The sequence below is a fragment of the Streptomyces nitrosporeus genome (assembly GCF_008704555.1).
Lineage (GTDB): Bacteria > Actinomycetota > Actinomycetes > Streptomycetales > Streptomycetaceae > Streptomyces > Streptomyces nitrosporeus.
Genome location: NZ_CP023702.1, coordinates 6,239,878 through 6,259,604 on the forward strand (window position 1 = coordinate 6,239,878; position 19,727 = coordinate 6,259,604).

Sequence of the window (19,727 nt, forward strand, 5' to 3'; positions counted from 1 at the left end):
TGGGGCCTCTCCCGGCCGGGCGAGGCGGGAGAGGCCCCACAGGCGCACAGGGCCGTGGCGGTACGGGTCAGCCGACCGGGGCCGGTCCGTAGTCCAGGAGCCAGTTGAGTACCTCCGGCAGCACCGACAGCGCGTCGAAGTGCGCCGCCGCCGGTTCCAGTACGGCGGTGGCACCGGGGATCCGGCCGGCCAGCCAGCGGGAGTGCCCGACCGGGGAGAACACGTCCTTCTCGCCGTGCCACAGCATCACGGGACCGGTGATGTCCGCCAGGTCGAAGCCCCACGGCTGGGCGAAGGCGATCGCGTCGTCGATCCAGCCGTACGCGGAAGTGCGCAGCCCTTCACGGTAGTTGGCCAGCAGCAGCGAGCGGATGCCCGCGTCGTTGACCACCGTCCGGTCGGAGTCGGTCAGCTCCCGGCGCAGATCGTCCAGGAGCCGGACGGGGTCCTGCCGGATCTCCGCCGAGCGGCTGATGAAGGACGCGGCGAGCCCGTCGGGGTCGGACGCCGCGGTGGAGTACGCGAGCACGTTGGAGGCGGCCATGCCGTCGAACCAGTCCAGCTCCGCCGCGTCCCAGGGCGCCAGGCTCACCAGCGCCGCCGTGCGGGTGACCCGGTCCGGCATCATCGCGGCACAGGCCAGGGCGTGCGGAGCACCGCCCGAGCGGCCGACCACGGCGAACCGGTCGATCCCGAACGCGTCCGCGATCGCCCGGACGTCCTCGACCACGTCCACCACCCGCCGCCCGGCCAGCCGGTCCGAACCGCCGTACCCCGGGCGGTCGTACGCGATGAGCTGGGTCTTGCGCTGGTAGAGCACCATGCCGCGTGGAGCGGGGCCCAGCCTGCTGCCCGGAGTCCCGTGCAGCAGGAAGACCGGTCTGCCCTGCGGATCTCCCTGACGCTCCACCATCAGATGCCGCCCGTCCGCCACGCGCACCCGACTGCGCACTACGCCTCCTCCGCTGGGTGGGAACCCGACCCGGTCCGGGCAACAGGTGCCCGGCGCGTGCTGTCAGTTCGATGATGGACCATCAAGGCCATTACCGTCACTGCCTGCCGCAGGCAACCCGCCTTCGCCCTTCCGTTTCCGGGGTCGCGCCGGAGCGATCGGGCTTCGCGAAACGGAACAGGTGCGCCGGAGCTGCGCCCCCGGTGTGAACGGGCGGCGGGCGAGGTGTCGTTGTCGTGTGTGCGTCCCGGAGGCGGTCTTGTGCGCGCCCGGTGGCCGTCGGAATAGTTGTGTACCTCATCCTCCGTGCTCCGGGTGCCCCACTCACCCCCGCACGGCCCCCCACAGGAGGTCGAAGTTGAAGCACCGACGCATATCCGTGAAGCGCGCCACGATCGCGGGCTCGGCCGTCGTGGCCCTCGTCGCGGCCGGAACCACCTTCCAGACTGCGAACGCCAGTGAAGACGCCGCCCGGACCCTGACGGCGTCCGCGGCCGGAGACCTCGCCGCCACCCTGGAGAGGACCCTGGGCGCCGGCGCGGCCGGCGCGTACTACGACGCCGGTGCCGGGCACCTCGTCGTGAACGTCCTCGACGAGAACGCCGCAGAACAGGTGCGCCGGGCGGGCGGCAGGGCCAGGGTCGTCCAGCACTCGCTCACCGAACTGCGCGAGGCACAGGAGACCCTCGCCGGCCGGGCGGCCCTGCCGGGCACGTCCTGGGCGCTCGACCCGGTCGGCAACAAGGTGGTCGTGACGGCCGACCGCACGGTCGACGGCACGGCCTGGGACACGCTCGCCGGAGTCGTCGAAGGGCTCGGCTCCAAGGCCGAACTGGTCAGGTCGGAAGGTGAGTTCAAGCCGCTCATCGCGGGCGGCGACGCCATCTGGGGAGACGGCGGGCGCTGCTCGCTCGGTTTCAACGTGGTCAAGGACGGCGAACCGTACTTCCTGACGGCCGGCCACTGCACCGAGGCGATCACCAGCTGGTCCGCTGCCCAGGGCGGCACGGAGATCGGCGCCAACGAAGCCTCCAGCTTCCCGGGGGACGACTACGGCCTGGTCAGGTACGCCTCCGGCGTGGAGCACCCCAGCGAGGTCGACCTGTACGACGGCTCCGCCCAGGCGATCGCCCGGGCCGGCGAGGCGACCGTCGGCATGCGGGTGACCCGCAGCGGCTCTACCACCCAGGTCCACGACGGTGAGGTCACCGCCCTGGACGCCACCGTCAACTACGGCAACGGCGATGTCGTCGACGGGCTCATCCAGACGACGGTCTGCGCGGAGCCGGGCGACAGCGGCGGCTCGCTCTTCGCGGGTGACACCGCCCTCGGCCTGACCTCGGGCGGCAGCGGTGACTGCACGTCCGGCGGTACGACCTTCTTCCAGCCGGTGCCCGAGGCGCTGGCGGCGTACGGGGCCGAGATCGGCTGACGGCCAGTCAGTCCCACCAGGTCCGGTGGCCGCCCTCCCCGCCCTTCCGGCCGGCGAGGGCGGGGAGCGGGCCACCGCCTGGCGGGGTCCGGCCGGTCAGCCGATCTCGATCACCCGCGCCCAGTCGGGCGGCGAGTCCGGTACGTAGTCCGGGTCGTCCTCGTCCCAGGAGCCGCCCACCCGGGGGAAGAGGCCCACCACCGTCCGGCACGGCGGCCGGGAATCCGGCCAGGGCGTCTGGCCGTCGGTCAGGGCCACGACGACGTCCGGTGCGGGCCGGGCCCGGAGCGCTCTGGCGAAACCCGTCCGCAGATCCGTCCCGCCGCCGCCCACCAGGGGGATCCCCTCCGCCCGGCAGAGCGGGTGCACGACCCGGGTCGCCGCGTCGCAGGACAGGACGGTGACCAGGTCGCGGCGGCCGCCCACGGCACGGGAGATCGCCGCCACCTCCAGGAGCGCACTGCCCAGCTCGGTGTCGCTCACCGACCCGGACGTGTCGACGATCACGCTGACCCGGGGCGGCATGCGCCGCAGGCTCGGCAGTACGGCACCGGGCACCGAGGCGGAGCGCCGCGACGGGCGGCCGTAGGTGTAGTCCTCGCCCGCACCGGCGCCCGAGGCCGCCGAACGTACCGCCGCGCCCAGCAGCTGCCGCCACGGCTGGGGCGGGTGGAACGCCTCCTCGGCCCACCGCTGCCAGCCCCGCGAGGTGTCCCCGGGCCGGCCGGTGATCCCCTGGGCCACCCGGAAGCGCACCGCGTCCCGTTCCTGGCGGCTGAGACCGTGGGCGCCGTCCGGGCCCAGGTCCCACGCGCGCTCCAGCCCGTCGGCACCGCTGCCGCAGTCCAGCCAGGACAGGTCGTGCGTCAGCCGGCCCAGGCTGAACCGACGCAGGTAATCCTCCATCAGCTCCCCCTCGGGGAGCCCCAGGGACGACGGCACGACGGCGCCCTGCGGCTGGACCAGACCGTCCCCGTACACGTCGTCGTTGATCTCGCAGTCCGCGGCGATGTTCATCCGCAGCCGCTCCCCGGCCCCGGCCAGCCCGCGCTCACGCGCGACCCTGTCACTGCGCCCGTGGTGGTCGCGCAGCAGGTGCGAGACCTCGTGCACCCACACCCCGGCGAGTTCCTCCACCGGGGTCCGTGCCACGAAGCCCGGTGAGACGTAGCACCTCCAGTGCCGGTCGACGGCCATGGTGGGGACCGACCGCGACTCCACGACGTGCAGCGCGAACAGCGCCGACGCGAGGTACGGGCGGGCCCGGACGGCGTGCAGCCGGGCGGTGTAGAGCTTGTCGAGGTCCAGACCGCCGGTGCTCACGGGAGCGGGGGCGGGGGCGGACGAGGGGGCGTGACGGGGCGCGGAGGGCTGTGCGGGCGGGCCTGCGGGCGCGGGTGCCGGGGCGCCCGCCCGGCTGCCCGGCCGTGTACCCGCCGGGGCGCTCACCGGCCCGCCTTCGCGGAGGCCGTGGCCCGGTCCGCGACCCGGGCCGCCGTGCGGTCCGCCCGGCGGGACAGGGCGACCACGCCCGAGAGCCGCTCGATCGACGCGGGTACGTCCCAGTCCTCCCGACGCAGTGCGGCCAGTGTGTTCGCCGGGACGACCACGAGGTCCGGCGCCCCGGTGTCCAGGGCCCGCACCAGCAGGTCCCAGGCCGCGTCCCAGCGGGCCTTCTCCGGGCGGGCACGTACCGCGGCGACGACACCGTCCAGCACCGCCTGGCGCAGGTCGCCCCGCCGGGGCAGCTCGGCGGAGGCCGGATCGGCGAGCAGGGTCTCGGGATCGGGGAGGTCCATCCGGTCCACGCACGCCAGCAGTTCCAGCCCGGGGCCGTCCCCGACCGTCCCCCTGACCAGCAGGGACAGTACGTCCCGGGAGGAACCGGCCGCCGTCGCGAAGGCGATCAGCCGGAGCGTCATCTCCCAGCTGCGGGGCGACGGCCAGGGCCCGCCGCGGCGGGCCTCGCTGCCGGGCAGCTGATGGACCAGCCCGGGACGGGCGGTGAGAAGCCCGCACACCGCACGCCGGGCGAAGTCCACCGCATCGGCGAGCCGGCCCGGGTCGAGCCGCGGCAGGGTCGCCAGCGGCCAGGTCCCGCCCAGGCCGCGTACCACCACCTCATGGTCGTGGGCCCACCGCAGATGCACGAACCGGTTGGCCAGCGGCGGGCTCAGCTCCCAGCCGTCGGCCGCCGAGGACCGGGGGTTGGCGGCGGCCACGATCCGTACCCCGGACGGCAGCCGGAGCGCGCCGATGCGGCGTTCGAGCACGACCCGCAGGAGCGCCGCCTGGACGGCCGGCGGTGCGGTGGACAGCTCGTCGAGGAACAGCAGCCCGCGTCCCGCGCGTACCAGCCGGACCGCCCAGTCCGGCGGTGCCATCGGGACGCCCTGCACGGCGGGGTCGTCCCCGACGACCGGCAGGCCGGAGAAGTCCGACGGCTCGTGCACGCTGGCGATGACGGTGGTCAGCGGAAGGTCCAGGGCCTCGGCGAGCTGGGTGAGGGCCGCGGTCTTGCCGATCCCCGGCTCCCCCCACAGCAGGACGGGCAGGTCGGCGGCGACCGCCAGGGTGAGGGCCTCCAGCTGGGTGTCGGGGCGCGGCTCGGTGGCGGTGTCACGCAGCAGCGCCGTCAGCGCGTCGGCCACATCGAGCTGGGAGGCGGGGGCGGGGGTGGGAGCGGTGGAGGGGGCAGGGGCAGGGGCAGGTGTGGGCATGTCGGATCACCTCGGGGTCGTCGGGGCGGGCCCGGGGGCGCCGCGGAGTACGGGGCAGGTCAGGTCAAGGCAGGGCGGAAGGTCCGGCGGGGACGCACCGGGTGGAGAGGCGGGCTCAGACGGAGGAGGCCGGGCGGTGGCGGCCACGGGGGCGCCGCCGACGGGTGCCGGGGAGGGAACGGCGCGGCGCGGCACCGGCCAGGCCCGCCCGGAACAGTCCGTAGGCGATGCGCCGTTCCGCCGCCGCCTCCAGCTCGTCCCGCAGGGCACCCTCGCGCAGTTGCGCGCCGGGTCCCAGCAGACCCTCGACGACGGCCAGCGCACCGGCGATGTCACCGTGGTCCAGGCGTTCGCGTACGCCGGTGAGGCAGTCGGGGCGGCGGTGCGCCTCGTCGATGGCCCGGAGGCAGGGGAGCGGGGTGCCGGTCAGCGCGACCAGCAGCTCCTCCCGGCGGATCTCGGCCGCCTCGTGGTCCAGAGGGACCAGGACCCCGTCGACCAGGCCGATCCGGTGCCGGGCACCCCGGCACTCCACGACGCGGGGCCGTCCCGCCTCGTCCGGGACGCTCTTCGGGCCGGTGGCGGGCGGGTGCCCCGGAAGCAGCTCCGGTACGACCAGCGGATGCAGCCGGTCCGGGTCGGCCGAACCGCTGCGGATCAGCTCCAGGTCGGGCAGCACCCAGGTCGCCGCGTCCGGCAGGACCGGAAACGTGGAGACGTCGTCACGCGGGGAGAGCACCGCCTCGCGCAGTACGGGCGGGCCGCCCCCGGTGTCCGCGTCCAGCTCCAGGAACAGCCGCCGGGCGCCGGCCCGCACGGTGAAGGGGCCTGAGCGCCGGCCCTCGGCCCGGAGCAGCACCGACGCCTCGGCCGCCCAGCGGTTCACGGCGAACCCCTGGCCGGGCGCGGCGAACCCCTGGCCGGGCGCGGCGGACCCCCGGCCGGGCGCGGCGGACTGCACCGCGTCCGGAAGGTGTTCGTCGTCCGGGCCGGTCGGTGGCAGGCCGGCCCCGGACCGTTCCCGCAGTTCGCCGGTCCTGCGCGCGTCCCAGAGATGGCGGTGCAGGTCGAGGCGGAACCGCGGGTTCGGGTGGGGGTGCGGATGGAGCCGGGCGGCGGGCTCGTCGCGGGTGCCGTCCCACAATGCGAGGCTGATCCGCTGACCGGCGTCCGCCCGGGCGGGCGGGGTCCGCACCACCAGACGCACCGGGGGCCCGTCCCGTCCGCCGGGGTCGTACCGGGCCAGTGCGATGGTCAGCCCGGGCCGCAGCAGTCCGCGCGGAGCGATCCGCGGCATGTGCCAGCGCAGCAGGTCAGGAGCCAGATGGCGCAGGTCGGCCCGGAGCCGGGCGGTGAGTTCACGGCCGTGGGCGCGTGCCACGGACCGCAGGTCGAGATCGACGTCGACGCCCGCGGCGGCGCAGGCCCCGGCCCAGTCCCCGGTCAGGCGGCGGGCGGTGGCTGTCTCGATCATGGAGGGCGGCACGGCGAACTGTCGCACGCGCAGCCAGAGGGCCAGTCGGGAATCCTCGTACGCGGTGTGAGTGGGCATCAGCACTCACCTTGCGCGGACGGTTCCCCCATTCTGCTGAGAGAGTGAGTCGTCATCGCGGGGGAGCCTAGCGCGCCTCTCCGGTATCCGCCACGAATTAAAAGGCTGTCCCGAAAGCCCCGCCGCGGACTTCACGGACCGGTGCCCCGTCCGGCGCCCGGCCCGCGGATCAGGCGGTGCACAGGGCGTGGTCCACCAGGTCGCCGACGCCCTTGTTCTGCAGTTCCGCGGTCTCCTGGTCGCCGGGCCGGCTGTGCGCGGTGACGGTGAGGGCGGCGGGCCGGGCGCCCTCCGTGACGGCGGGCGCCACCAGATAGCCGAAGCCGCTGCCGCTGTGCCCCCAGTAGCCGCCGCCGCAGGACAGCGGGGTCCATGAGATACCGAGCCCGTAGCGGGTCCCGGGCGGGGAACCGTGCTCCTCGGGCTCCGGGACGGTCCGCCGCATCTCGGCGAGCCGGGCGGGGGAGAGGAGTTCGCCTCCGAGCAGGGCGGTGAAGAACCTGTTGGTGTCGGCCGCCGTACTGATCATCGCTCCGTCGGCGTCACCGTCGAAGGGCAGGTAGGCGGGGGTGGTGTCGGTCAGCGGCTCCCCCGGCCCGAACTGCTGGTAGTTACGGGCGTGGGGGTGCGGCAGCCGCGGATCGTCGCCGGGGGCCGTGGTGCCGGTGAGCCGCAGCGGGCGCAGGATCCTGGAACGGACCTCCCGCTCCCAGGAACGTCCGGTGACCGCTTCGATCACCAGGCCGGCCAGCACGTAGTTGGTGTTGGAGTACTGCCAGCCGGTCCCGGGCCCGAAGGCCGGCGGATGCCCCATGGCCAGCTGCACGCGCCGCAGGGAGGAGTAGGCGGTCAGGCGGTGCTCGTGGTAGCCGGCGGCCGTGGGATCGGGAAGGGCGTCCCCGGTGTAGTCGGGCACCCCGCTGGTGTGCTGGAGCAGCTGGCGCAGGGTGACCCGGCGGCCGTCGTTGCCCTGCCCGCGGACCACCCCGGGAAGCCACCGCTCCACCGTGTCGTCGAGCGAAAGCCGCCGCTCGTCGGCGAGTTGGAGTACCACGGTCGCCACGAAGGTCTTGGTGGTGCTGCCGATCCGGATGTAGGCGTCCCTGGGCACCGGCCGTCCGGTCCGCAGGTCACCGGTTCCGCTGCGCGCGGTGGTGACCGTACGCCCGGTCTCCAGCCGGGCCGACACCCCGGTGACACCTGTGGCGTGCAGCGCGTCGGTGGCCTGCCGCAGCGAGGCGGCCGGGCGGCCGGCGGCCCCCGCGGAGGCTGCCGGAGGGACGAGCGTGGCGAGAAGGGCGGCGGCGCAGAGTGCGGCCGTCCGGCGGAGGTCCGAGGGCATGGACCGACCGTAGGAGCGGCCGCGCACGCGAGCCATCCGGCCTCCCCGACACCGGGGTTCGGGTTTTCCCCCGTGCGCCCGGTGTTTCGTGCCCTGCGCCCGCCCCCCCCGGGAGGCCGTGCCGTGCGCCGTCGTCCGGCATCGTCCACGGGCCGTCAGGCATACGGCATCGTCCACGGTCCGTCAGGCATACGGCATCGTCCACGGGCCGTCAGGCATACGGCATCCGCCATCGGGCACCCGTCATCCGGAATCTCCCGCCCGCCGGACAGGAACCGTTCCATGGATTTTCCTGCCGCTATGGCGGGACGCGCCGTAGTGAGTGCACCCAACCGTCCTGATATCGGCATGAGTCAGAGAAAGAAGGGTGGGCGCGGAGCGGACGGAACCGGAATGCATTCATTGACTTGTCCGGAATTCGCTGCGGGAAGCGCTCGGCCTTCCGGTGCGGAGGGAGGGCGGACCGGATCCCGCGGTCCGCCCCCGACCTGTTGAACTCCCTTGTGAAGTAAGGGAGTTGGCGTAAACACGCCCGTCCGGTCCCGGGTCCGCCCAGCTCGCCGGCCGGTCGCCGCGCGCTGACTGGTCTAGGCCAAAGCCTTGACATGTCCGAAACCGCGATCAAGGATGATCGTCGTCGCCCGACAGCGGCACGGAACAAAAGGTCCTTGCTCGACGCGAATTACTCGCCGCGGACCGATCGCGTGCATCCTCGATGGTGCGGATGGCGTCTCCGATTCCGTGTCATCCCGATTTTCCGTAATTGCCGCACACCGTTATCCGGCTGTTCCGAAGGCATGCATGCGCATCCTTCCCAGCACGATCCGTGAATTCGGCACCGAACGAAATGAGGTATGCCAGAAGTGCAGGGCAACGCGTTAACCACGGCCGCCCGTACCCCGGCCGAGGGCGGATCTCCGGACTTCGCGGCCGGCATGTGGGCCAGGATGGCCCTGTCCCCGGCACCGCGTGAGGCACCCGCCGAGCCGGTCGAGGCTCCCGGGCTGCGACTGGCGCTCTCCCTCCTCGAAGAGGGGGTGCTGACGGGCGGAACCGGCCGCGGCCCGGGGGCGAAGGCGGTCCCGTCGGCCGGGGCGGTGTACCCCTACGGCTTCGCCGTGATCACCGCGGAACGGGGGGCGCCCGCCCTCTTCAGGATCGACGGGGACCGCCGCTCGTGCGCCCGGCTGGCCACCGGCCCCCGCATACCGAAAGCGCTGGCCGCCTCCGGGCTGGAGGCACCAGCCGACGGCGGGGCCGTGATCATCACGCTCACCCGCCCCTGGCTCTCGATGCGCAAGTACGGCGACCGCGGATACCTGTACACCCAGATCGACGCCGGGCACGCCGTGGGGAACCTGCTGCTCGCCTCGGCCGGCCGGGGAGCCGAGGCGTTGCTCTCGCTGCGCTTCCCGCGTGAGCCCCTCTCCGGGCTGCTGGAGGCGTCCGGCAACTACCGGGAAGTCCACTCGGCCGTCCTGGTGCCCGCCGCAGCGGCCGGCGAGCTCCGCGGCAGCTGGACGGTCCACGACGAGAGCGACCGCTCCCTGGCCGCCCCCACCTGGCAGTCCTGGCTGGAAGCCGCGTGCTGGGAATCCCTCTCCGCCCGGCCGGACCGGCCCGCACCACCGCGTCTGCCGGGCGCACCGGCCCCGCTGGCCGGCCTCCGGACCGGCCTCCCCCTCTCCGGCGGGACGGACGGGCTGGGCGCCCCCGACGGGTGGCCGGCCCTGCTCGCCGCCCGGTCCTCCAGCAAGGCGTTCGCCCCGGGCACCGTCCCCGCCGCCGCGATCCGGCAGGCCGTCGCGGCGCTGACGACCCCGGTGGGAACCGATCTGCCGGCCTCCTCCCCGCTCGCCGCCACCCTGGTCGTACGGTCGGCGGCGGAGCCGGAGTACAACGGGGTCCACCCGCTCACCCGGCACGGGAAGCAGTCCGCCGGCACGCCGTCCGCCGAAGAGGTGGCACAGGCGTGCATGCGGCAGCGGCCCCTCGCGGAAGCGGCGGCGGCACTGCTGCTGCACGCACCCCGTACCGCGCTCGGCGGTCCACGGAGACGGCCGGACGACGGGGCCGGGAACCTGCGCGAACTCGCCTTCCGGTGCGGAGCGCTGGGCCAGCTGCTGTATCTGGGAGCGGCCCGCTCGGGTACCGGGGTGACCGGGGTCGGCGGTTTCGACTCGGCGCTCTGGCGCTCCCTGGCCGGGCTCCCTCAGACCGAGGAGATCCTGTACGTCCTGCTGCTGGGCCGCCCGGACGAATCAGGTGCCAAGCTGGACCGGCTGAGCACCGCACACGCCCAGAACGAGCGGTGAGCGCGCGATGACCTTCCTTCTCCCGGAGGCGTTCTCCGACGCGCTCTCCCGCCACGGCGGCCGTCTGGCGGTCGCCGACCCGGACGGCTCCCTCGACTGCGCCGGACTCGCCGAACGGGCCCACGCGGCGGCAGCACGGATCACCGGGCACGCCACCTCCGGCGACCGTCTGCGGGTGGGGCTGTACGCCACCAACTCGACGGATTACCTGGTGAGTTACCTCGGCACCCTGTTCGCCGGTGCCGTACCCTTCCTGATCGACTCCGCCTTCGGCCCCTTCGAGCTCTCCCGCATCGCCGAGGACTGCGGCCTGGACCTGCTGATCCACGCGCAGGACGCGGCCGTGTCCCCGCCGGCCACGGAGCCGCCGGTGAGGGAGGACGAGTTCGGCGCCCTGGTGGTCAGCCGGGTGCGCGAGGGGAGCGGACCGCGGCCGCGGCTGCTCGGCACCACCGAGGTGTGCCGCTTCACCTCGGGCTCCACCGGGCGCCCGAACTGCATCGAGTTCTCGGGCCGCGCCGTTCACGCGGCCGCCGCCAACTGGGCCCGGGGCACCGGACTCTCCGCGGAGGACCGGATCGCCTGCCTGGCGGCGCTCTCGAACGGCCTGGCCTTCAACACCTCGCTGCTGGCGGCCTTCCTGTCCGGGGCGTCCCTGCACCTCTCCCGCGGCCTTCCCACCGCTTCACGCGTCACCCGGCTGCTCGAAAGCACCGGGGCGACCCGGCTGGTGGCCTTCCCCGCGCTGTACGAATCCATCGTGCGGCGCTCCACCGTGACGGGCTTCACGACCGTCCGGACCGCGATCTCCTCCGGCGCACCGCTGCGCGAGAGCGTGCGCGAGCGGTTCACCCACCTGACCGGGGTACCGGTCCACAACTACTACGGCGTCGCCGAGACCGGACCGCTGACCTACGCGCCCGAGGGGGGCGGCTCCGGACTCGGCGCGTCCCTGCCCGGCGTACGGCTGCTCGCGGGCCCGGACGGCATCAGGGTGCGCAGCGAGTCGATGGGCTCGCGCTACCTCAACGCACCCGGTGTGTTCGAGGACCGGATCGACGCCGAGGGCTTCTACCGCACCGGCGACCAGGGCTACCTGCGCGACGGGGCGCTGCACCTCACCGGCCGTACCGGGCGGATGGTCAACGTCGGCGGACGCAAGATCGACCCCATCGAGGTCGCCGGCGTACTGCGCGGGGCACCGGACGTCACCGACGCGGTGGCCTTCGAGTACGAGAACCAGCACGGGGAACCGACGCTGGCGGCCGTCGTCGCCACCGGCCCCGGAGCGACCGTGCGGGAACTGCGGGAGCACTGCGCCGCGGTCCTGCCCTCTTTCAAGGTTCCCGGAATCCTCCACCTGGTGGACGAGATCCCGGTGAACTCGATCGGCAAACCGTCCGTCGTGCGACTGCGCCGCCTTCTCGACGACGCCCAGACGGGCTGAATCCACACACTCATCTCCCGGGAGCCGTTACATGGACCACAATTCCCTCCGTACGAAGATCGCCGAGCTCAGTGTCGCCGCCGGCGACGGCGGATTCTCCGCGCGTGAACTCGCCGAGGCCGGCTATTCGCTGACCGCGCTCGGATACTCCTCGCTCTCCTACATGCGCCTGATCGACAGCATCGAGAACGAACTGGGCGTCTACCTGGACCCGGAGGCGGACGCCGAGCACTACGAGACCATCGACAGCATCACCGCGCTGGTGGTGGCCGGCGACGCGGGTGCCGATGCCTGAGGTCCACGGGCCCGGGGCCCTCAGGGTCGGCATCGTCGGCCGGGGGCGGCTGGGCGGGGCCGTACGGGAGGCATGCCGGACCGAAGGCGCCGCGGTGGTGTTCACCGTCGGCAGGAACGGCGGCTGGCACACCGGCCCCGTACCCGACGTCGTCATCGACGCCAGCGCCCCCGCCGCCCACCAGGACGTGCTGGACTACTGCACGGCCCACCGCGTACCGCTGGTGGCCTGTGTCTCCGACCTGGCGGAGGCCCAGTGGGCGGCCCTCGGCCGGCTGGCGGAGACGGTGGCGGTGGTGCGGGCCACCAACCTCTCCTTCGCCCACTACCTCCAGTCACGCATCGCGGAGTTCACGGCCGGTCTCGTCGCCGGCTCGCCCCGGCCGGCCTCGACCACCGTCCGGGAGCGGCACCCGCAGGGAAAGGCGCACCGCCCCAGCGCGACCGCGCTGGCGCTGGCGGAGACCTGGACCAGGGCGAGCGGCCGGCCCGTGGAGGACATCGCCGACGAACGCGCGGGACTGCCGGTCAGCGAACACGAGCTGACCCATTCCTGGACCGGTGAATCCCTGCACGTCCGGCACCACGTCGCCAGCTGGGCCGTGCCCGCCCTGGGCGCGCTGACCGCGGCCGCGTGGGCCCGGTCCGCCGGGCCGGGCACGGCGACGATGCGCACCGTCTACGACGACCTCACAGCAAGGAGTTCGCCATGAGCAGCACGGAACAGCCGGAGCTCGGCCCCGCCGAACGCCGGCTCGTCCACCAGGTCGCCTTCGGGGCCAGGATGCTGTCGCTGGACGGGCACGACGATTTCAACCAGGGCCAGATCTCCGCCCGGCTCCCCGGCCGGGACGAGTTCTTCATCAAGGGCGCCCTGGTCGGGTTCGACGAGGCGGCCCCCCGGGACGTGGTGCGGTGCTCCACCGACCACACCCTGGCCCCGCCGCCCCTCGCACCGCCGGAACTCCCGCTCCACCAGGCGATCTACCGGGCCCGCCCGGACGTCAACGGCATCGTGCACAGCCACGCGCCGTACACCCTGCTGTTCGGCGCGACCGACCTGCCGGTCCGGCCCCTCTCGCACGACGGGGCGTACTTCCGCGACCGTGTCGGCCTGTTCACCGAGACCAGCAACACCGTCCTGGACATCGGCACGGGCGAACACATCGCCAAGGACCTCGGCGACCACCCCGCCGTACTGCTCCGCAACCACGGCGGGGTGATCGTGGGCAAGAGCGTCCGCCACGCGGCGGTGTTCGCCCAGGTCCTCGAACGGGCCTGCAGGCTCCAGCTGCTCGCCGAGGGGACCGGGGTCCCCTACGTCTGGTCGACGGACCAGGACGTGGCCGCCAAGCAGGACTTCATCTACGCCGACCTCTCCGTCCGCTCGTACTGGGACTACGCGGTCCGCCGGGTCGTCCGGCACTGGCCCGAGGCTTCCGACTGGGACCGGCGCTGACACCACCCGCACCACCTGAACCATCAGCACCATCTGAACCACCCGCACCACTTGAACTATCCGCACCACCCGCACCATCTGCGTCACCCGTACCACCGCCATCAGAGACAGCATCAGAGAAGGGGGCCCTGTGAAGGCCTCGGACGAGAGCGCCGGTCCGCCACCGCCGGACCACTCCCGGGTACAGCGACGGACGGTCCGTACCCTGGTCGTCGCCGAAGTGGTCAGCGGCAGCGGTATCGCGACCGGCTTCGCCGTCACCAGCCTCCTCGCGGAGGACATCGGCGGCAGCGCCACCCTGGCGGGGCTCTCCCAGACAGCGGCGACCCTGGGCGGTGCCGTCGCGGCCGGTGCCGTCGCCGCCCTCACCCACGTGCGGGGCAGGCGCCCCGGCCTGGCCGCCGGATACCTGGTGGCCGCGGTCGGCGCGGTGGTCTGCACGGTGTCGGCCGTCCAGCGGGACTTCGCGCTCTTCCTGGTCGGCATGGTCCTCTACGGGGCCGCGGGGGCGACCGGGCTCCAGGCCAGGTTCGCCGCCGCCGACCTCGCCGCACCGCAGCAGCGGGGCAAGGCCATGTCCCTGGTGCTGACCACGACCGTGGTCGGCGCGGTGGTCGGCCCCAACCTCACCGGCCCCGGCGCCGAGCTGGCCCGGAGCGTCGGGCTGCCCCCGCTGTCCGGGACCTTCCTCTTCGCCATGGTGGGCTTCGGGATCGCGTTCGCCGCGATCGCGGTCTTCCTGCGGCCCGACCCGCTCCTCCTGGCGCGGGGGGAGGACACCGAGACCGGCGAACGGGTGAAGCCGCCGCCGCTGCGCGAGATGCTGGGGGCGCTGCGCGGCAACGGGCCCGCCGTACTGGCCATCCTCGCCATCGTCGCGGGGCATCTGGTGATGATCGCCGTGATGGCCATGACCGGTATCCACATGCACCACGCCCAGGTGGGCCTGGGCGTCATCGGCATGGTCCTCAGCGGCCACCTGGCCGGCATGTACGGCTTCTCCACCCTCTTCGGCTGGCTGGTGGACAAGTACGGCAGCCGCCCGGTGCTCTACGGCGGACTCGCCGGGATGCTGCTGTCCCTGTGGATCTCCGGCAGCGCGGACGGCGCGGACGTCGCCCAGCTCGCCGTCGGTCTCGCCCTGCTGGGGCTGACCTGGTCCGCCGTGCTCGTGGCGGCGTCGGTACTGCTGTCCGAGAGCGTCGACCTGGCCGCGAGGCCGGCGGCCCAGGGCTTCTCCGACATGGCGATGAACATCGCCGCGGCCGGCGGGGCCGCGTTCTCCGGTGTCGTCCTCGAACGGTTCGGCTTCGGGACCCTGACCATGATCAGCGCCTTCGTGCTGCTCCTGCCCCTGTTCGCCCTCCCCGCGGTACGGCGGTCCGCCGCCTCCCGGCGGGCCGTTCCGTCAGCCGACCGCCCTTCCTGACCTCCCGGGGCCCTCCGCGGCCCCGCCGAACCGCCGAACGGAGCACCTCACCATGACGACCACCGTCCCGCGGGTGACGCGGCCGATCCCCAGCCCCTCGACCGAGGTCCGCCCCGCGGCCCGGGGCGAGGCGGTCCCGGCCACCCACACCCAGACCGAACGCCTGGTCCGGGGCCGGCACGTGCACCAGGTGAACAACAACATCGCGCTCGGCCTGCGATTCGACGGCCGGCTCGACGTCCCCCTGCTGGAACGCAGCCTCCACCTCCTGGCCGAACGCCACGAGACACTGCGCACGGTCTTCCCCGAGGTGGACGAGGAGGCCGGCGAGGAGCAGGTGATGCTGCTGCTGCCGGCGCGGCAGCGGGACCTGCCGGTCATCGAGGCCCCGGACGTCCCGGAGGAGGACCGGCTGAGCGCGGTGCTCGCCCTGCTGGCCGAGCACTCCAACCAGCCCTTCGACCTGGCCGCGGGGCCGCTCTTCCGCCCGGTGCTGGGCAGGGTCCACGAGGAGCTGCACGTCCTCTCCCTGACCACCGACCACATCGTCTTCGACGCCTGGTCGGCCCGCATCATGATCAACGACCTGCTGAACCTGTACGCGGCCGCGCTGGGCGACGACGTCCCCGCCCTGCCCGAACTGCCCGTACAGTTCCCCGACTTCGCGCTCTGGCAGCACGGCCACCTCACGGGCACGCAGCTGGACCGCCAGCTCGGGTACTGGCGCAAGCAGCTGGACGGCATCACCCCCATCCCCGCCTCGGGACTCACCGATCCCGACGCCCCGGCCGGTGCCGATCCGGGCGTCAGCAGGACGACGGAGACACTGGGAAGCGAACTCGGCACCGCGATCGAGGAGTTCGCCCGGCAGGAGAGGACGACGGAGGCCGTCGTGGTGTCCGCGGCCCTCAAGGCCGCCATGTGGGACCTGCGCAGGCACGGCCTCGACGACACCGAGGCCGGTGACGTGGCCACCTTCGGCTCGCTCGCCAACCGCACCCGCCCGGAGATCGAGCACATGGTCGGTTACGTCGCCACCCCGGCCACCTTCCGCACCCGCTTCACCGCCCGGACCTCCTTCCGGCACCTGGTGCACCTGGAGTCGCAGACCCTGTTCAACGCCATGCGCCACCAGCGGATCCCGTTCTCGCTGATCACCCGGGAGCTGGCGCCCGAGCAGTACGGAGTGCGCTTCGAGGAGGCCGGCAAGGTCCCGGTCTACCTCAACTTCGACATGGACATGGTCGAGGACGAGCGGGAGCCGCTGCTCAGCCCCACCGGCCTGGAGGTACGGCCCGTCGGCATCCCGATGCCCGAGGTGCCCCGCGGCGGCCTGCGCATCATCGGCTACCGGCGCCGCGAGGGCACCGCACTCGAACTGCGCTACCGCCACGACCTGTACGGCCGTGACTGGGCCACCCGATTCCTCCGCTCGGTCCGCACCTTCCTGGAGCGCGGCGTGGCGGAGGCCGACCTCACCCTCGAGGAGCTCGCGTGACCACGCCCCCCGCCCTTCCCCGTCTGCTGGCCGTGGACCTGGACGGCACCCTGCTGCGATCGGACTTCTCCGTCTCCCCGCGCACCCGGCGGGCGGTCGCGGCGGCTCAGGCCGACGGCATCGAGACGGTCTTCGTGACCGTCCGCCACGCGGCCGCCATCGAGTACATCGTCGAGGCCCTCGGGCTGTCCGGCGAAGCCGTCTGCTGCGGTGGCGCCGGGCTCTGGCGGATCCCGTCGATGGAACTGACCGAGGCGTACCTGATCGACACCGAGACGGCACGTGAGACGGCGGCCCGGGTCAAGCGGGCACTGCCCGACGCCAGGATCGGCTGGATGCTCCCCGACCGCCGGGTCGGCTACGCACCGGACTACCCCGAACCGCTGCTGATCGGCGAATCCTTCCGCCAGGACCCGGCCGCTCTCGACACGCCCGTCCTGAAGCTCTTCGCCGTGTCACCCCGGCTGCGCGAGATCACCACCGGCGAGGTCGAGGGCTTCCTCGGCGGGCTGGTGGACGTCTCCCACCACAACAGCGGGGTCATCGACCTGGTCGTCCCCGGCGTGAGCAAGATCGTCGCCCTGGAGAAACTCTGCGCCGCACGCGGCGTCACCCCCGCCGAGGTGATCGCCTTCGGCGACGCCCGGACGGACCTGGAGATGATCCGCTGGGCAGGCCGGGGGGTGTTCATGGGCAACGCCGAGCCCGCCCTGCACGCCGAGGCCGACCTGATCGCCCCCTCCAACGACGAGGACGGGGTCGCGGCCGTCCTGGAACGCCTGCTGGCCGACCCGTCCACTGTTCCCGTGAAGGTGTCCCGATGAAGGTCCAGCGCATACTGCCCACCGAGGAAGCGGGCGACCTGCTCGGCCTCACCCGTGAGATCTGCGCCGGCGAACTCGCCCCCCGGGTGGCCGAGTACGAGGCCAACCACGAGTTCCCCAGGGAGACCGTACGCACCCTCGGCAAGGCCGGGCTGCTCAGCCTTCCCTACCCGCAGGAGTACGGCGGCGGAGGGCAGCCCTACGAGGTGTACCTCCAGGCGCTGGAGGAGATCGCCTACCACTGGCTGGCGGTCGCCGAATCCGTCAACGTCCACAACCTGTCGTGCTACGGCACCGCGACGTACGGCACCCCGGCCCAGCGCGCGGAGCTGCTGCCCGCCATGCTGGGCGGCGACCAGCTCGGCGCCTACTGCCTGTCCGAGCCCGAGGCCGGATCGGACGCGGCCTCGCTCACCACCCGTGCCGAGAAGGGGGAGGGGACCTACCGGATCTCCGGTACCAAGTCCTGGGTCACCCACGCCGGACACGCGGACTACTACAACGTGTTCAGCCGTACCGGCGGGCCCGGCGCGCGCGGGCTCTCCTGCCTGGTGGTACCCGCGGGCACACCGGGCATGGAGGTGCACGCCCGGGAGCGGAAACTGGGGGTCTGGTCCTCTCCCACCGCGCAGATCGGCTTCGACAACGCCGAGGTGTCCGCCGACCGGCTGATCGGCCGCCCCGGCAAGGGCTTCCTGATGGCCATGGGGGCCCTGGACTGCGGGCGGCTCGGAATCGCGGCCTGCGCGGTGGGCCTGGCCCAGGCCGCCGCGGACTACGCGATCGGCTACGCCAGGGAACGGCAGCAGTTCGGGCAGCGGATCATCTCCTTCCAGGGCGTCGGCTTCATGCTGGCCGACATGGCCACCCAGATCGCGGCCGCCCGGGCGCTCACCCTCTCCGCCGCCAGGCTCAAGGACGCCGGGCTGCCGTTCTCCCTGGAGGCGGCCAAGGCCAAGCTGTTCGCCACCGACATGGCCATGAAGGTCACCACGGACGCGGTGCAGGTGCTCGGAGGGGCGGGCTACGTCGCCGACCATCCGGTCGAACGCTGGATGCGTGAGGCCAAGCTGTTGCAGATCGTCGAGGGCACCAACCAGATCCAGCGCCTGGTCATCTCACAGGGCCTGGACTGAGGAAGGCCGGAGGGGAGGAGCCGTGCACCGGCTCCTCCCCTCCGCCCCGGCGCCCCGGGCCGGAGCACCCCTTCGCACGGGCCTGCCGGGCCTGCCGGACCTGCCGGACCTCCCGGATCTGCCGGACCTCCCGGGTCTCCGGAGCTCCCGGCGGAAGGGGGCCGGGGGGCTCTCAGAGCGAGGAGCCCATCGTCGTACGCCGGTCCGGCTCCGGCTTGCGCCGCATCGACAGCAGCAGGGTCAGGACCGTCCCGCCGACCGCCCAGGCGGACAGCACCAGGAGCGGGCCGGTGAGCGCGTTGCCCCGGAAGTAGGCGATCGAACGGGCGGACCAGGTGCCCGCGCCCGGGGGCAGGGCGGGGCCGATGGCGCGCCAGAAGTCGGGGAGCATCGGCAGCGGGAAGGCGCCGCCCGCGCTCGGGTTGCCCGCGATCACGACGATCAGGACGGCCAGCCCGATCCCGACGATGCCGGTGAGCGCCTCCAGGGCGAGCGTCGTCATGCCGACGGCGAAGACGACCAGGGCGCCCAGTCCCGCCATGCCCCACACACTGCCCGGCAGCGCGCCGAGGACCGGCCCGACGACGATCGCGCCGCCGATCCCGCCGCCGATCGAGTACAGCGCCATGACGAGGGTGCGGATCAGCGCACGCTGCCGGTTGGCGGGCTTGGAACCCGCGCTGATGGCCAGGATCGAGGCGCAGAGGTAACCGCCGACGCACCAGCCGACGACCAGGTAGAACGACGAGAGCCCGTCGAAGTCGTCCTTGGACGCGGGGGCCACGTCCACGGTCCGTACCGTGCGGTGCTGGGATGCCTCCGCCTTCTTGACGATCGTGCCCAGGGAGTTCGCCAGGACGGTACCGCCGCCCGAGGCGACGAGCAGGGTGTCGGTCGTGCCCTCGGGGTCGACGACCAGGGCGCCGTCCAGTTCGCGGTCGACGACCTTGCGGTGCGCCTCGGCCGCGTCGGAGACCTCCCGGGCGTCCAGTGGGCCGCCCGGCAGACCGTCCAGCCGGGTGACGAGCTGCCGGGACACCTGCTGGGGGGCGACGACCCCGAAGGGGACGTCCGTCGGGTCGGGCCGGTGCAGCGCCCCGACGTACGACGCGATGAACAGCAGCTGGAGTGCCAGCACCCCGATGACGAGCAGTGCGGCCCGCACGGTGACGGCGTTCTTCACTTCCCCGGCGAAAGTCATGCCCCCACCGTCCGTTGGGCCCCCCGCCCGTGCAGGCGGGACTGGGCTGGATGGAGGACACGGGAGCCGGGGAGCGTGTGCCGGGAGCGGGCCGGGGCCCCTGCGCGGTGGGGATGCGCAGGGACC

16 protein-coding genes are annotated in these 19,727 nt (G+C 73.4%); 10 read left to right on the forward strand and 6 right to left on the reverse strand.

Going from position 1 to position 19,727, the window contains the following annotated elements; translation table 11 throughout:
* Positions 1 to 67: 67 nt before the first annotated feature.
* The gene (locus CP967_RS27555; protein ID WP_150490554.1) at positions 68 to 952 is read right to left on the reverse strand and encodes an alpha/beta fold hydrolase; all 885 of its coding nucleotides are present in this window, start codon (positions 950 to 952) and stop codon (positions 68 to 70) included.
* A 358-nt stretch (positions 953 to 1,310) separates the two neighbouring features.
* Here CP967_RS27555 and CP967_RS27560 point away from each other — a divergent pair, with 358 nt between their 5' ends.
* On the forward strand, positions 1,311 to 2,384 hold the full coding sequence (locus CP967_RS27560; RefSeq protein WP_150490555.1) for a S1 family peptidase: 1,074 nt from the start codon (positions 1,311 to 1,313) through the stop codon (positions 2,382 to 2,384).
* Positions 2,385 to 2,480: 96 nt separating this feature from the next.
* On the opposite strand, the gene CP967_RS27565 is transcribed toward CP967_RS27560, so the two are convergent.
* The 4 genes from CP967_RS27565 to CP967_RS27585 form a co-directional block, all read right to left on the reverse strand.
* Entirely contained in the window at positions 2,481 to 3,707 is a 1,227-nt protein-coding gene (locus CP967_RS27565) for a vWA domain-containing protein (protein WP_150490556.1), read from the reverse strand.
* A 122-nt stretch (positions 3,708 to 3,829) separates the two neighbouring features.
* On the reverse strand, positions 3,830 to 5,104 hold the full coding sequence (locus tag CP967_RS27575; RefSeq protein ID WP_150490557.1) for an AAA family ATPase: 1,275 nt from the start codon (positions 5,102 to 5,104) through the stop codon (positions 3,830 to 3,832).
* A gap of 115 nt (positions 5,105 to 5,219) precedes the next feature.
* Positions 5,220 to 6,656: a hypothetical protein gene (locus CP967_RS27580; RefSeq protein ID WP_150490558.1), complete on the reverse strand. Its 1,437-nt coding sequence runs from the start codon at positions 6,654 to 6,656 to the stop codon at positions 5,220 to 5,222.
* Between the two features lie 169 nt (positions 6,657 to 6,825).
* Positions 6,826 to 7,998 carry a serine hydrolase domain-containing protein gene (locus tag CP967_RS27585; protein WP_150490559.1) on the reverse strand — a complete coding sequence of 391 codons (1,173 nt, stop codon included), beginning with the start codon at positions 7,996 to 7,998 and terminating at the stop codon, positions 6,826 to 6,828.
* 854 nt (positions 7,999 to 8,852) lie between these two features.
* Between CP967_RS27585 and CP967_RS27590 the strand changes: the two genes are divergently transcribed.
* The 9 genes from CP967_RS27590 to CP967_RS27630 all read left to right on the forward strand — a co-directional run bounded on the left by CP967_RS27590 (position 8,853) and on the right by CP967_RS27630 (position 18,400).
* Positions 8,853 to 10,313, forward strand: coding sequence for a nitroreductase family protein (locus tag CP967_RS27590; protein WP_150490560.1), 1,461 nt, complete (start codon positions 8,853 to 8,855; stop codon positions 10,311 to 10,313).
* Positions 10,314 to 10,320: 7 nt separating this feature from the next.
* Positions 10,321 to 11,760 (forward strand): class I adenylate-forming enzyme family protein, encoded by a 1,440-nt coding sequence (locus tag CP967_RS27595; RefSeq protein WP_150490561.1) that lies wholly within the window; start codon positions 10,321 to 10,323, stop codon positions 11,758 to 11,760.
* A gap of 31 nt (positions 11,761 to 11,791) precedes the next feature.
* The gene (locus CP967_RS27600; protein WP_150490562.1) at positions 11,792 to 12,055 is read left to right on the forward strand and encodes an acyl carrier protein; all 264 of its coding nucleotides are present in this window, start codon (positions 11,792 to 11,794) and stop codon (positions 12,053 to 12,055) included.
* On the forward strand, positions 12,048 to 12,767 hold the full coding sequence (locus CP967_RS27605) for a dihydrodipicolinate reductase C-terminal domain-containing protein (RefSeq protein WP_150490563.1): 720 nt from the start codon (positions 12,048 to 12,050) through the stop codon (positions 12,765 to 12,767). The genes CP967_RS27600 and CP967_RS27605 overlap by 8 nt, the downstream gene beginning before the upstream one ends.
* Positions 12,764 to 13,513: a class II aldolase/adducin family protein gene (locus CP967_RS27610; protein ID WP_150490564.1), complete on the forward strand. Its 750-nt coding sequence runs from the start codon at positions 12,764 to 12,766 to the stop codon at positions 13,511 to 13,513. Before CP967_RS27605 ends, CP967_RS27610 begins: the two co-directional genes overlap by 4 nt.
* A 130-nt stretch (positions 13,514 to 13,643) precedes the next feature.
* Positions 13,644 to 14,942 (forward strand): MFS transporter, encoded by a 1,299-nt coding sequence (locus CP967_RS27615; protein WP_150490565.1) that lies wholly within the window; start codon positions 13,644 to 13,646, stop codon positions 14,940 to 14,942.
* A 52-nt stretch (positions 14,943 to 14,994) separates the two neighbouring features.
* Positions 14,995 to 16,440 (forward strand): condensation domain-containing protein, encoded by a 1,446-nt coding sequence (locus CP967_RS27620; protein WP_150490566.1) that lies wholly within the window; start codon positions 14,995 to 14,997, stop codon positions 16,438 to 16,440.
* A complete protein-coding gene (locus CP967_RS27625; protein WP_167535450.1) occupies positions 16,437 to 17,264 on the forward strand; it encodes an HAD family hydrolase in 828 nt (275 codons plus the stop codon). Before CP967_RS27620 ends, CP967_RS27625 begins: the two co-directional genes overlap by 4 nt.
* Positions 17,261 to 18,400, forward strand: a complete 1,140-nt coding sequence (locus CP967_RS27630) for an acyl-CoA dehydrogenase family protein (protein WP_150490568.1) — start codon at positions 17,261 to 17,263, stop codon at positions 18,398 to 18,400. The genes CP967_RS27625 and CP967_RS27630 overlap by 4 nt, the downstream gene beginning before the upstream one ends.
* 172 nt (positions 18,401 to 18,572) lie before the next feature.
* Here the strand turns inward: CP967_RS27630 and CP967_RS27640 are convergent, their stop codons facing one another.
* A complete protein-coding gene (locus CP967_RS27640; RefSeq protein WP_150490569.1) occupies positions 18,573 to 19,601 on the reverse strand; it encodes a DUF3533 domain-containing protein in 1,029 nt (342 codons plus the stop codon).
* Positions 19,602 to 19,727: the final 126 nt, after the last annotated feature.